This window comes from Bacillus cereus group sp. BceL291, from assembly GCF_051776705.1.
Taxonomy (GTDB): Bacteria; Bacillota; Bacilli; order Bacillales; family Bacillaceae_G; genus Bacillus_A; species Bacillus_A cereus.
The window spans coordinates 57,822-70,751 of the sequence record NZ_JBPWAP010000029.1 but is presented as its reverse complement, the minus strand read 5'-3'; the positions used below and the strand labels follow the sequence as shown (position 1 = coordinate 70,751).

The window sequence follows — 12,930 nt, the reverse complement described above, 5'->3', positions numbered from 1 at the left end:
TCATAAAAGAATTAAGGCAAAATTAAAGGGTATGAGCCCAGTACAATACCGGGCTCATACCCTAGAGGCTGCCTAATGAAACGACCTGTCTAACTTTCGGGGGTCACTTCAAAAAGGGTGGCTTTTTCTATTATAATAAGTTGTCTTGACATGTGTACATAACCGTGCGTTAATGAGAGTATAGAAAGATAAAATTAGATAAAGGGGTTGCTCATATGTACTTGAATCCAAAACTTTCGTATATGCAGTTTTTTATGGGATTTCTATTTGTTATTACATTCATATTGGCAACTTTTAATATATGTTCTTATCTTGTAGCGATTGTATGTATGGCATTACTTAATCTCACTTTTGTTATTGGGGCATTTCAGCAGAAACAATATACAAGCTTTGTAATAGCGCTTGTAATGTCATTTTCCTTTAGTATTGTAGCGATTGTGTTTTATATAAAATAAACCATCTCGATGTCGAGATGGTTTATTTTGTTATGTGTAAAAAGTAAAAAAAGGACGAACACATCGCCCTTTTTACCAAAACATACTCGCGCCAGCAAGTAATGTTGTTACAAGCATAGAAATTAGCATCACATAAACCATAACTTTTTGAGCTTTTTTATGCATCGTTATACCTCCTTGCAAATCAGTACAATTTCATTGTAACGAGAAATGAAATTATGGACAAGGGGAGAGTGAGGACAAAATTCGGGAGGGGATTGCAAAATATAACAGGAAATTTGAGAGTGTGTAGAGAATATAGTAAAAGGGTATATTGTTAATTTTTAGTTGGGCAAGCTGAAGAATGGAGATACGATGATGAAAATATACGAAACAGATCGTTTATACTTAAGGGAAATTGATGAGTCGTATGCTGAAACAGTTCTTCAATATTACGACAGAAATCGTGAATTTTTAAAAGCTTGGGAAGAGTATAGACCGGATGATTTTTTTACGCTAGATTATCAAAAGAAAAAGTTGCAAAAGGATAGAAAAGAGTTCGAAGAAGGGAAAATCATCAGACTATGGATTTTTAAAAAGGGTGATGATACGAAAATAATTGGGTGTATTTCATTTAATTTAATCGTTCGTGGCATTTATCAATCTTGTGTACTCAGTTATAAATTAGATAAAGCAGAGTTAAACAAAGGGTATACGACAGAAGCGCTTAGAAAAGCAATTCAAGTTGCTTTTGGGGAATTTCAGTTACATCGTATAGAAGCTCCGATTATGCCTCGTAATTTAGCATCTATACAAGTAGTAACGAAGATAGGTTTTCAATATGAAGGCGTATCTAGGAAGATGTTAATGGTAAATGGCGTGTGGGAAGATCATATGCGCTGGGTATTGTTAAATGAGTAATAGAAAGCAGATGGTTATCTAGACATGTAAACCATCTGTTTTTTGTCTTGTATTTCGAAACTTTTGCGAAATTCTGTTATAATTAATAGTGTTACATACATAATGGTAGTGCAGGAGGCGCAGTCTTATGATTAATCAAGAACGTTTAGTAAATGAATTTATGGAATTAGTACAAGTAGATTCTGAAACGAAATTTGAAGCAGAAATCTGCAAAGTATTAACGAAGAAATTTACAGATTTAGGTGTAGAAGTATTTGAAGATGACACAATGGCTGTAACTGGTCATGGTGCAGGTAACTTAATTTGTACTTTACCAGCAACAAAAGATGGTGTTGATACAATTTACTTTACTTCTCATATGGATACAGTAGTTCCTGGTAATGGAATTAAGCCTTCTATTAAAGATGGATATATCGTATCAGATGGTACAACAATTTTAGGTGCGGATGATAAAGCTGGATTAGCATCAATGTTCGAAGCAATCCGTGTTTTAAAAGAGAAAAATATCCCTCATGGTAAAATTGAATTTATTATTACAGTCGGAGAAGAATCAGGTCTTGTTGGTGCAAAAGCATTAGACCGTGAGCGTATTACAGCAAAATATGGCTACGCATTAGATAGCGATGGAAAAGTTGGTGAAATCGTTGTTGCAGCTCCAACACAAGCGAAAGTGAACGCAATTATTCGCGGGAAAACAGCTCACGCTGGTGTAGCGCCGGAGAAAGGTGTATCTGCAATTACTATCGCAGCGAAAGCAATTGCGAAGATGCCACTTGGTCGCATTGACTCTGAAACGACTGCAAATATTGGACGTTTTGAAGGTGGTACACAAACGAATATCGTTTGCGATCATGTACAAATCTTTGCAGAAGCTCGTTCTTTAATCAATGAGAAAATGGAAGCACAAGTTGCGAAAATGAAAGAAGCATTTGAAACAACTGCAAAAGAAATGGGCGGGCATGCAGACGTTGAAGTAAACGTTATGTACCCAGGATTTAAATTTGCTGATGGCGATCATGTTGTAGAAGTTGCAAAACGTGCAGCTGAAAAAATTGGTCGTACACCTTCTCTTCACCAAAGTGGTGGCGGAAGTGATGCAAACGTAATTGCAGGACATGGTATCCCAACAGTTAACTTAGCAGTTGGTTATGAAGAAATTCATACAACAAACGAGAAGATTCCTGTTGAAGAATTAGCAAAAACAGCAGAATTAGTTGTTGCAATTATTGAAGAAGTAGCGAAGTAATGGAATAGAAAAAGCGTGTAAATCAATTGTGATTTACACGCTTTTTATTTTGATGCGATTGCTTTGACAAGACGTATAAGCCAATATAAGAAAACCTATGGAATTATATACGTTGTTGCTACATGTACTAGACGAAGGAATAATCCTAACGTATTCATATTGAAAATCGGAAGTAGTAAATAATTAATTGCAATGATTAATATAACTACAAGGAATGTATAGTTGAGTTTATCCCACTATTTGCCGGACAGTAAGCCCTCTACCTCAAAATTCAGCGAAAGTAAAGAAGTTAGGTGGGGGCCCTGCTGCCCGTAAAAAAGCGATTGGTGAGGTCTGATTAAAGTTTCACTCTATTAGTTGATCTCATCATAATCAGACCATTTCATATATATCTTCTTTATATCGATTATAAAAAAGAACAAGTAATTATTATAACTATTGTGCAAAATTTGATATAATGAAAGAACGAACGTTCTGATTAGGGAGTGAGTACTATGCGAGAAATGTATCCGAAAAATGGTCGTGTTATTTTACATGTAGATATGAATTGCTTTTTCGCATCTGTTGAAATTGCTCATGATCCATCATTACAAGGAAAGCCATTAGCGGTTGCTGGAAATGAAAAAGAGAGAAAAGGAATTATTATAACATGTAGTTATGAGGCGAGAGAATACGGAATACGTACGACGATGCCCCTTTGGGAAGCGAAAAGGTTGTGCCCGCAATTAGTTGTAAGGCGTCCTAATTTCACATTATATCGCGAAGCTTCATTTCAAATGTTTCAAGTCCTTTCCCGTTTTACAGAAAAGATACAACCAGTCTCAATAGATGAAGGATATTTAGATATTACAGATTGCTACGCACTTGGTTCGCCTCTTGAAATAGCAAAGATGATTCAACAAGCACTATTAACAGAGTTGCAGCTTCCGTGTAGTATCGGAATCGCTCCAAATCTTTTCCTAGCAAAAACAGCTTCTGATATGAAAAAACCTCTCGGTATTACCGTACTTCGAAAACGTGATATTCCAGAAATGATTTGGCCACTTCCAGTTGAAGCAATGCATGGGATTGGAGAAAAAACAGCTGAAAAATTAAATGAAATTCATATACATACAATTGAACAGTTAGCGAAGGGAGACGAGCATATCATTCGCGCTAAAATTGGGAAGCATGGTATTGATTTACAAAAGCGTGCAAAAGGTATGGATGATAGGGAAGTGGATCCGAGTCAAATGGGCCAACATAAAAGTGTCGGTAACTCGATGACTTTTTCAAAGGATATGGATGAAGAGAAAGAATTGCTTGATATGTTAGAACGTTTATCAAAATCAGTGAGTAAAAGATTACAAAAGCGAACCCTTGTCAGCTATAATATTCAAATTATGATTAAATACCATGATAGGCGAACAGTAACACGGAGTAAGCAATTGAAAAATGCAATTTGGGAAGAACGCGATATTTTTCAAGCAGCATCCCGTTTATGGAAGCAACATTGGGATGGTGATTCCATTCGTTTACTAGGTGTTACAGCTACTGAAATAGAGTGGAAGACAGAATCGGTGAAACAATTAGATTTGTTTTCATTTGAAGAGGATGCGAAAAAAGAACCACTACTTGCTGTCATTGATCAAATTAACGATAAGTATGGAACACCGATTTTACAACGAGGTAGTCAACTACTACGTAAGCAAGAGAAGTCGTTTCAACAAAAGTTAGAAAATAAGTTTATGTAGAAGGTGTCATGAAGTAGTAAAATCATGACACCTTTCCTGTTTAACTCGCTTCTAAATTTAAAGAAGTCTTCCATCCAGCTCCAGTAACGCCAGACTCTAATAGCATTCTACTTACTATTTTTTCAATTAAGATAGCCGCATTTGTCTTGCAATGTAATGTAGCCTGTATACAAACTTTTTGATTAGAATCTACATCTTCACTATACAATTCTTTTAAACCGAGCCCTTCTGTACTTACCATATGCATAAGTAAAAAACGAATATGTGCTTCATTTTCTTCTGAACAAGTAAGGGAAAGTAAGTAGTTCGTTTGTTCTGGTGATTCTTCTTTTGATTTTTTATTCATAAAAAGAGCAATTGGGCGAAGAAGTATATTTGCTAGTAACACGCCAGCTGCACCTAATATAGCTGCAACGAGGAAACCGGCGCCTGTAAGAGTACCGACAGCAGCTGCACACCATAAAGTAGCTGCCGTATTTAGCCCTCTAATACTAAAACCATCGCGGATAATAACGCCACCCCCTAAAAAGCCAATGCCACTAACGACTTGAGCAGCAATGCGGGATGGGCTAGCATCATGATCAAGCATGACGGATAATAAAACAAATATACAGGCACCAAGTGATACGAGAGCATTTGTCCGTAACCCAGCCATTCGGTGTCTCCATTGTCTTTCCATTCCAATGCAAGCTCCTACAATAATTGCGATAACTAATCTGAATACAATGTCGTACCATACCATCATGGTCACCTCCATATATAATATGTGTTATGTCTTTTAGAATGAGCGGGGAATACCCACTCATTCTTATTTTTACAACCAGCTATGAAACTTTTTAATATAAAGCTTTTTCAGGAATTGTGTTAAAAAAGCGTAGCCTAATAGTATTCCTACTAACCAAGGGAAGTAGTTAAGTGGCAATGCTTGTAAACCAACGGCTGCACCAAGTGGTGAGAATGGAATATAAATCCCGATTGCCATAATAAGAGCGGTTAATAAAACGACTGGTGTTGATGCAGTGCTTTGAATAAATGGAATCTTTTGTGTTCTTATCATGTGAACAATTAAAGTTTGTGTTAACAATCCAACGACAAACCAACCGGACTGGAATAATGATTGCTCGCTCGGTGTATTTGCACCAAATACATTCCACATGACTACGTATGTGATAATATCAAATATGGAACTAATTGGGCCGATACAAATAATGAAGTTTCGTAAGTTTGCAGTATCCCATTTTCGTGGTTTTTCTAGAAACTCTTTATCCATTTTGTCCCATGGAATAGAAAGTTGTGAAATATCATAAAGTAAGTTTTGAATTAAAAGATGAATGGCAAGCATCGGTAAAAAAGGAATGAAAGCACTTGCTACTAACACACTAAACACATTACCGAAGTTAGAGCTAGCTGTCATCTTAATATATTTTAAAATATTTCCGAATGTAGTACGTCCTTCTAAAATCCCGGCTTCTAATATAGTTAAACTTTTTTCGAGTAGAATAATATCGGAAGCTTCTTTCGCAATATCAGTAGCAGTATCAACAGATATTCCGACATCAGCTTCACGTAATGCTACGGCATCGTTAATGCCGTCTCCCATGTAACCTACAGTGTGTCCATTTCCTTGTAATGCGTGTATAATACGAGATTTTTGCATTGGATTAAGCTTCGCAAATACAGTCGTTTCTTCAGCAAGTTTTGCTAATGCTTTATCTGGTAAAGAATCAATCTCGTAACCGAGGATTGGTTCGCCGATATCTAATCCAACTTCTTTACAAACCTTTCTTGTAACAATTTCGTTATCGCCAGTTAAAATTTTCACTTGTACACCATGTTTTTGTAATGCTTGAATTGCAGCTGCTGCAGATGGTTTCGGTGGATCTAAAAAGCCGATATATCCAGCGAGAATCATATCAGTTTCGTCTTTTACTGCGTACTCTTTATCATTTATTCTTCTATCTTTTTTATAAGCCACAGCAATAACCCGCATACCTTCACTATTTAGTGTCTCACTTAGTTTTTTGACATTTGAACGTATTTCCTCGGTGAGTGGGACGATTTTTTCATCCACTTCAGTGTAGTTACAAATTGATAAAATTTCTTCTACGGCACCTTTACAAACCATTGTATGTTCACCTGAACTATCCTTTACGATGACTGACATACGTCGGCGGGCGAAATCGAATGGAATTTCATCTAGCTTTTGAAAAGCTAATGGATTAAATTTATTGTTTTCCTCTGTATGCTTAATAACAGCTTTATCTATTAAATTTTTCAATCCAGTTTGATAGAAACTATTTAAATAGGCAAATTGCAAGACGCGATTGCATTCATTCCCCTTGGGATCTAAGTGACGAACAAGGACCACTTTATCTTCTGTTAAAGTTCCGGTTTTATCTGTACAAAGAATGTTCATAGCACCTAAGTTTTGAATAGAATTTAGCTGTTTTACAATTACTTTTTGTTTAGACATGTTAACGGCACCCTTAGCTAAATTAGCAGTTACAATCATTGGTAACATTTCAGGTGTAAGGCCAACAGCGACGGCAATAGCGAAGAAGAAAGCTTCTTGCCAATCTCCTTTTGTGAATCCATTAATGAGAAGGACAATAGGTGCCATAATAAGCATGAATGTAATTAAGAGCCAGCTTACTTTGTTTACACCTTTATCAAAGCTTGTTTCTACACGCTTTCCGATTACCTTATTTGCTAAAGAGCCGAAATACGTATCGGTACTTGTTGAGATGACAACAGCTTTCGCGCTGCCACTTACAATATTTGTTCCCATGAAACAAAGGTTTTCCATATCGAGTGGATTGTAATTTTTTTTCATGTTTGTCGGTAAGATATGCTTATTTTCTGTATGATAGCAGTGTTCGTATTTTTCTACAGGGAGTGCTTCCCCTGTTAAAGAAGATTGATTAACAAATAAATCTTTAGCGGATACAATACGCACATCAGCTGGAACGATATCACCGGCTGAAAGGGAAATAATATCGCCAGGTACAAGTTCCTCAATTGGAATTTCTGTTGTGTAATTTCGATTTAAATTCGTTACATTTTTTGTTTCATGTACAAATCCATTTATTCTAAATACGCTCGCAGTTGTTCGAACCATAGCTTTTAACTTATCGGCAGCTTTTTGAGAACGAAATTCTTGGGAAAACCGAATTGTTGCACTAAGTAGTACCATTGCAGATACGACAATTGTTCCTTGTATGTCATCTGTGAAAAAGGAAAGGGCTCCAAGAGCTAATAAAACGAAAATAAATGGATTTTTAAATGCCAGCAGAAATTGAATGTACCACGGCGCCATTTTATTATGAGCTATTTCGTTCGGACCGTATAAAGAAAGTCTACGAGACGCTTCTTGTTTAGATAATCCATCTTGTGTTGTTTCTAGAAGTTTTAACGCAGAGCTTACATCATGTGTTGCAACCTCCACTAATAATTCGTTATTTGTTTGCATGCTATCTTGCTCATAAGCATGCTTTGTTTCTTGTCTTTGTAAATTAAACATCAGTAGTTCCTCCTCTGTCATGAAAGAGGAAACAATCTGTTACCTAACTATTTGAAATGGTGAGGAACAGTTTCTTTCCTACCTACATGATGAAATATGAATGTAAAACGTATGGGTATCTGGGCCGAATCATCAATTGCCAACTGTTCCTCACCTCCGTACAATTTAGTAGTTTCTGAATATGCTATGTTTGTTTCATAGTAAGGTGCATATATACGTAAAAAGACCTTTACTCAAAACGAGTAAAGGTCTGAATTCGCAGTTAAAAGAGTCTACAACAAAGACTGTTAGTAAACATAAATAAAAACAGTTTTTGTGTATGACAAAATACATGCACCTCTCCCTCGTTGAGTTTTAGCACTGTATAGCATAGGTACTGAAACCAGCTACGTTAAAAAAGGCCTTCATTCCGACCTTTCCTGTTGACCCATTGGCGTCTCTCGACATTTTTGGGCAGCAGCGTTTCTCTATACAGGAGCCTCACCTAACAGAGACCATATTCAATTACATGTTGATGTTAGCACTGTAAAATCGTAGTGTCAATATCTTTTTTATCTGTGTTTTTAAAATATTAAATGGATTTATAATAGATATATGGGATGAAATGCATGATATTGATTATAAATAATATGGAAAATAAATATTTTTATAAAAGGGGAATTTGTAATGGTACCACAAAATTTTATTATAAATATTGAGAATCAAAAATGGTTGTTTAATGAGCAGGAAGATTTATGTTCTCATGGAGAAATATATTTAAATATGGCTGGAACCATTATTACGCAGGCAGGTATGGATGAGGAATGGGGAATAAGTGAATCAGCTTTAGCTTTGTTACGAACTTTAGATAAAGAATATATTTGTGATATTAAAAATGAAGAGGGGCTTATTTTGCACGGATGTGGCACTATGCTAATGTTAGGATGCCCAATTTCAATTCATTGGACTATAAACCATATAAGTAAAAACGTGATTTTAAAGGACTTTGTCAAAGTTATTTCTACTGATCAAAAGGCTATATACTATGAAGGGCTTCATATAGAATTGAATGAAAATGAATATAGAAGACAAATTGTTTCTTTTGCATTACAAGCAAAAGAATTATTTAATAAATCAAGTGACAAGATAATTTTAGATGAGTTTGATCAAAGGATGTATACAAACTTTTGGACGGAATATGACGATTTACTAAATAAGTATAAATAAAAAAGCACTGTAACCAGTGCTTTTTTATTTATAGATTACGAGATTGTAGGGTTTTCAAAAATAACAATCTCTGAACTGTTTGTAGTTGAAACACGTTGGGCGTAATATGTTAAAGCTGAAGAAATATATGCTGGTAACGTATCATTTGTATGTGATGTTGTATATTCATGGATTAATTCCTTTAAAGTTGTCCATTCTAATTGTGCTGGGTGATCAGACACGAAAGAACTTACCCAGCGATCAAATGAAGATGAAAAATCAGTTTGTAAACGAAATACTTCTTTCATAATAAAACGCTCCCTTAAAATGTAGTATAATCATTTTACCACAAAACACGAACGATGGCTAAAATTTTTAAGTATAATGTTCGTGTTATATAGTTGTCTAGATGATTGGTTATGTAAATTCAATTTGCCATTTGAAATAACATTCCGTAAGATGAGAGATAGAGTATATTTAGAGCTGGAGGAAAGAAAGTGGAATTTGTATTTTTAGGAACTGGTGCAGGTGTTCCTTCAAAAGGAAGGAACGTTTCAGCAATTGCTTTACAATTGTTAGAAGAACGAGGACAAACTTGGTTATTTGATTGTGGCGAGGCCACGCAACATCAAATATTACATACATCTGTACGTCCGCGCCGCATTGAAAAAATATTTATTACGCATTTACATGGCGATCATATTTTTGGATTGCCTGGTTTATTAGGTAGCCGTTCATTTCAAGGAGGAACTACGCCTTTAACGGTGTATGGACCGAAAGGAATTAAACAATTTATTGAAGTGGCATTATCGGTAAGTACGACACATGTGAAATATCCACTTGAAGTTGTGGAGATAACAGAAGAAGGTACCGTATTTGAAGATAATGAATTTTATGTAGAAACGAAAAGATTGTCACACGGTATAGAATGTTTTGGATATCGTATTGTAGAGAGAGATATACAAGGTGCTCTTTTAGTTGATAAGTTGCTTGAGATGGGTGTGAAACCAGGTCCAATCTTTAAACGTTTAAAAGATGGTGAAGCAGTTGAATTAGAGGATGGCACGATATTAAATGGAAATGAGTTTATCGGCCCACCTCAAAAAGGAAGAATTATTACTATCTTAGGTGATACGCGATATTGCGAAGCGAGTAGGGAGCTTGCGCAAGATGCAGATGTACTTGTCCATGAAGCGACTTTCGCAGCAGAAGATGAGCAACAAGCGTATGATTATTTTCATTCTACATCTAAGCAAGCTGCGAGCATTGCACTTCAGGCAAATGCGAAGCGACTAATATTAACTCACATTAGTTCTCGCTATCAAGGAGATACATATAAGGAATTATTGAAAGAGGCTAGAGAGTTGTTTTCTAATACAGAAATAGCGACGGATTTGAAATCATTCCCAGTAGAAAAATGATAATTTTATAAAAAATGGTAACGGCGGGTTACCATTTTTTTTTGTCTAAAAAAATTTAAAAATAAAACTGTTATTATTTTATACTTATACTTGGATGATACAGAAAATTAGGATGGTTTGAATATATAGGATAAAAATACGAAATAATGATTATTTAGAAAAACTGTTATATAAGTCAGATGACATACAAGTGATACAAATAGCAGAAATGGACTTTTATTCAGAACTTTTAAAATTCAACAAAAGTAAGCGTTTTATAAAAAACAAGCTATAATGAGGGCAGATTATAATTTATGATAAGTCACATGTATTTTAGTCATTATCGTAACAAGTGAAGTTGACTAAATCATGAGAGAGTAACACGAGAATTATAATAGGAAAGATATTACTATTATTTGTCATAAGTCTTTTTCACTTTTTAGCTAAACGATATGATTAGCGAGTGTATCTATTGCAAGTTCCTTAGTTGAAGCTTTTTATTAATAAGGTGGTGGAGATTTAATTGGTATACCACTCTTTAAAAGAGTTCAGAACATCAGCAGGTAGTCTAGGCGGAATAGCGGGTGCAAATTTAGTTGCATTAGCAATGGTTATATCACTTGTTTATGCTATGCTTGCAATGGCTTCTGTGTTAAACTTTGGATTGCTACCAGACTTTATTGTGGATTATCTTGTATCATTTTTAAATGAAAATAATGCTAAGATTCTTATGTATTATGATAACTGGTATTATTTCAGGTTATATTGGATTACTTTTATTCAAAAACTATCCAATTCGTATAGCAGAACAAATTCGTGGTACAACTGGAAAAGCGACAGATGTAGCAGCTTAATAGAATAGTAGAATAAATTTTTTTCATAGAGGTTTAGGGGGAGTTATGATGAAGTATCGCTCAGTATTTGATATTATCGGTCCAGTTATGATTGGACCATCAAGTTCACATACAGCAGGCGCGGCAAGAATGGGGCAAGTTGCTCGCCAGCTGTTTCGTCATGAACCAGAAAGAGTAAGCATTTCGTTATATGGATCATTTGCAAAGACGTATCGAGGGCATGGTACGGATGTAGCACTAATCGGTGGAATATTAGGATTTGAAACAGATGACTTACGTATTCCAGAGGCGCTAGAAATAGCAAAAGAGCGCGAAATTGAAGTGGAATTCATTGAAGAAGATGCCAATGCACCTCATCCAAATACAGCGAGAATTCGTTTGTATAAAGGTGAAGATGAAATTGAAGTTGTTGCTTGCTCAATTGGTGGCGGTAAAATTGAAGTTGTAGAATTAAACGGATTCGATCTTCAATTATCAGGCACGAGCCCAGCACTACTTATTGTAAATAACGATCGCTTTGGTGCTATTGCAGCGGTAGCTTCAATCCTTGCGAAACATGAGATTAACATTAGTACGATGAGTGTATCTCGTAAAGAAAAAGGAAGAAGAGCGCTTATGGTCATCGAAACAGATGAATTATTAGCAGATGAAGTAATTGAAGAAATAAAAGCGCAACAAAATATTTGTCAAGTAACTATTATGGAATAATTGCAGGGGGGACACACCATGTTTCGGAACGCAGCGGAACTAGTGGCGCAAGCTAAAGAACAAAATGTAAAAATCGCAGAAATTATGATTCAATGTGAAATGGAAACAAGAAGTATTTCACGAGAAGAAGTAATTGCTGGTATGGAAAAGAACTTAGTCGTGATGGAGCAAGCAGTAGAACGTGGTATTCGCGGCGTGAAATCACCAACTGGTTTAACTGGGGGAGATGCTGTAAAAGTTCAAGCGTATATGAAGGGTGGAAAAGGCTTATCTGGAGATACGATTTTGGATGCAGTAAGCAAAGCTGTGGCAACAAATGAAGTAAACGCAGCGATGGGAATTATTTGTGCAACACCAACAGCAGGGTCTGCTGGAACAGTGCCAGGTGTACTATTTGCACTAAGAGAAAAATTGCAGCCTACACGTGAAGAAATGATTGAATTCTTATTTACAGCAGGAGCTTTCGGTATGGTTGTTGCGAATAACGCTTGTATTTCTGGTGCGGCAGGAGGATGCCAAGCTGAAGTTGGTTCAGCAAGTGGAATGGCGGCTGCAGCTGCAGTTGAGATGGCTGGTGGAACACAAGATCAAGCAGCTACAGCGATGGCAATTTCATTAAAGAACATGCTTGGTTTAGTGTGTGATCCTGTTGCAGGACTTGTAGAAGTACCTTGTGTAAAACGTAATGCAGCAGGAGCTGCAAATGCGATGATCTCAGCAGATTTAGCATTAGCTGGTGTAACGAGTACAATTCCATGTGATGAAGTAATTGAGGCAATGTTTAGAATCGGACAAACGATGCCAGTAGCACTTCGTGAAACAGCAGAAGGTGGACTTGCAGCAACGCCAACTGGTCGTCGCCTGCAAGAAGAGATTTTTGGGAAGAACAATAACTAAGTGTAATTATAGAAAAAGGAGCTCAAATAAAC

At 36.1% G+C, this 12,930-nt stretch carries 14 protein-coding genes and 1 riboswitch; of the genes, 10 read left to right on the top strand and 4 right to left on the bottom strand.

Annotated elements, in window-relative coordinates; translation table 11 throughout:
• A partial coding sequence (locus ACS2CR_RS18840; protein ID WP_142309144.1) for an IS3 family transposase occupies positions 1-76 on the top strand: 76 nt, incomplete at its 5' end.
• Positions 77-215: 139 nt separating this feature from the next.
• Positions 216-455, top strand: coding sequence for a DUF3894 domain-containing protein (locus ACS2CR_RS18835; RefSeq protein ID WP_000281167.1), 240 nt, complete (start codon positions 216-218; stop codon positions 453-455).
• Between the two features lie 72 nt (positions 456-527).
• On the opposite strand, the gene prli42 is transcribed toward ACS2CR_RS18835, so the two are convergent.
• Positions 528-620 (bottom strand): stressosome-associated protein Prli42, encoded by a 93-nt coding sequence (prli42, locus tag ACS2CR_RS18830; protein ID WP_000549040.1) that lies wholly within the window; start codon positions 618-620, stop codon positions 528-530.
• Between the two features lie 189 nt (positions 621-809).
• On the opposite strand from prli42, the gene ACS2CR_RS18825 reads away from it, so the two are divergent.
• The 3 genes from ACS2CR_RS18825 to ACS2CR_RS18815 all read left to right on the top strand — a co-directional run bounded on the left by ACS2CR_RS18825 (position 810) and on the right by ACS2CR_RS18815 (position 4,334).
• Positions 810-1,355 (top strand): GNAT family N-acetyltransferase, encoded by a 546-nt coding sequence (locus ACS2CR_RS18825; protein ID WP_001987197.1) that lies wholly within the window; start codon positions 810-812, stop codon positions 1,353-1,355.
• Between the two features lie 127 nt (positions 1,356-1,482).
• On the top strand, positions 1,483-2,601 hold the full coding sequence (locus ACS2CR_RS18820) for a tripeptidase T (RefSeq protein WP_000609803.1): 1,119 nt from the start codon (positions 1,483-1,485) through the stop codon (positions 2,599-2,601).
• 494 nt (positions 2,602-3,095) lie between these two features.
• Complete coding sequence (locus ACS2CR_RS18815) at positions 3,096-4,334, top strand: DNA polymerase IV (RefSeq protein ID WP_001208855.1); 1,239 nt, start codon at positions 3,096-3,098, stop codon at positions 4,332-4,334.
• Between the two features lie 40 nt (positions 4,335-4,374).
• Here the strand turns inward: ACS2CR_RS18815 and ACS2CR_RS18810 are convergent, their stop codons facing one another.
• Positions 4,375-5,076, bottom strand: a complete 702-nt coding sequence (locus tag ACS2CR_RS18810) for an MgtC/SapB family protein (RefSeq protein WP_000262344.1) — start codon at positions 5,074-5,076, stop codon at positions 4,375-4,377.
• A gap of 72 nt (positions 5,077-5,148) precedes the next feature.
• Positions 5,149-7,854 (bottom strand): magnesium-translocating P-type ATPase, encoded by a 2,706-nt coding sequence (mgtA, locus tag ACS2CR_RS18805; protein ID WP_000482701.1) that lies wholly within the window; start codon positions 7,852-7,854, stop codon positions 5,149-5,151.
• A gap of 331 nt (positions 7,855-8,185) precedes the next feature.
• Positions 8,186-8,353: riboswitch (M-box (ykoK) riboswitch) on the bottom strand.
• Positions 8,354-8,520: 167 nt separating this feature from the next.
• On the opposite strand from mgtA, the gene ACS2CR_RS18800 reads away from it, so the two are divergent.
• Positions 8,521-9,060, top strand: coding sequence for a hypothetical protein (locus tag ACS2CR_RS18800; protein WP_000249059.1), 540 nt, complete (start codon positions 8,521-8,523; stop codon positions 9,058-9,060).
• A gap of 35 nt (positions 9,061-9,095) precedes the next feature.
• Here the strand turns inward: ACS2CR_RS18800 and ACS2CR_RS18795 are convergent, their stop codons facing one another.
• Positions 9,096-9,347, bottom strand: coding sequence for a DUF3932 family protein (locus ACS2CR_RS18795; RefSeq protein WP_000665709.1), 252 nt, complete (start codon positions 9,345-9,347; stop codon positions 9,096-9,098).
• A gap of 189 nt (positions 9,348-9,536) precedes the next feature.
• Between ACS2CR_RS18795 and rnz the strand changes: the two genes are divergently transcribed.
• The 4 genes from rnz to sdaAA all read left to right on the top strand — a co-directional run bounded on the left by rnz (position 9,537) and on the right by sdaAA (position 12,898).
• A complete protein-coding gene (gene rnz, locus ACS2CR_RS18790; protein WP_000397458.1) occupies positions 9,537-10,460 on the top strand; it encodes a ribonuclease Z in 924 nt (307 codons plus the stop codon).
• Positions 10,461-11,016: 556 nt separating this feature from the next.
• A complete protein-coding gene (locus ACS2CR_RS18785; protein ID WP_048567782.1) occupies positions 11,017-11,301 on the top strand; it encodes a hypothetical protein in 285 nt (94 codons plus the stop codon).
• Between the two features lie 40 nt (positions 11,302-11,341).
• On the top strand, positions 11,342-12,001 hold the full coding sequence (gene sdaAB, locus ACS2CR_RS18780) for an L-serine ammonia-lyase, iron-sulfur-dependent subunit beta (protein ID WP_000877445.1): 660 nt from the start codon (positions 11,342-11,344) through the stop codon (positions 11,999-12,001).
• An 18-nt stretch (positions 12,002-12,019) separates the two neighbouring features.
• Entirely contained in the window at positions 12,020-12,898 is an 879-nt protein-coding gene (sdaAA, locus tag ACS2CR_RS18775) for an L-serine ammonia-lyase, iron-sulfur-dependent, subunit alpha (RefSeq protein WP_000489458.1), read from the top strand.
• Positions 12,899-12,930: the final 32 nt, after the last annotated feature.

Bases quoted from the DNA above. Each gene is read 5' to 3' on its own strand.
- ACS2CR_RS18835 (WP_000281167.1), top strand. From the start codon at position 216: ATGTACTTGAATCCAAAACTTTCGTATATGCAGTTTTTTATGGGATTT.
- prli42 (WP_000549040.1), bottom strand. From the start codon at position 620: ATGCATAAAAAAGCTCAAAAAGTTATGGTTTATGTGATGCTAATTTCT.
- ACS2CR_RS18825 (WP_001987197.1), top strand. From the start codon at position 810: ATGATGAAAATATACGAAACAGATCGTTTATACTTAAGGGAAATTGAT.
- ACS2CR_RS18820 (WP_000609803.1), top strand. From the start codon at position 1,483: ATGATTAATCAAGAACGTTTAGTAAATGAATTTATGGAATTAGTACAA.
- ACS2CR_RS18815 (WP_001208855.1), top strand. From the start codon at position 3,096: ATGCGAGAAATGTATCCGAAAAATGGTCGTGTTATTTTACATGTAGAT.
- ACS2CR_RS18810 (WP_000262344.1), bottom strand. From the start codon at position 5,076: ATGGTATGGTACGACATTGTATTCAGATTAGTTATCGCAATTATTGTA.
- mgtA (WP_000482701.1), bottom strand. From the start codon at position 7,854: ATGTTTAATTTACAAAGACAAGAAACAAAGCATGCTTATGAGCAAGAT.
- ACS2CR_RS18800 (WP_000249059.1), top strand. From the start codon at position 8,521: ATGGTACCACAAAATTTTATTATAAATATTGAGAATCAAAAATGGTTG.
- ACS2CR_RS18795 (WP_000665709.1), bottom strand. From the start codon at position 9,347: ATGAAAGAAGTATTTCGTTTACAAACTGATTTTTCATCTTCATTTGAT.
- sdaAB (WP_000877445.1), top strand. From the start codon at position 11,342: ATGAAGTATCGCTCAGTATTTGATATTATCGGTCCAGTTATGATTGGA.
- sdaAA (WP_000489458.1), top strand. From the start codon at position 12,020: ATGTTTCGGAACGCAGCGGAACTAGTGGCGCAAGCTAAAGAACAAAAT.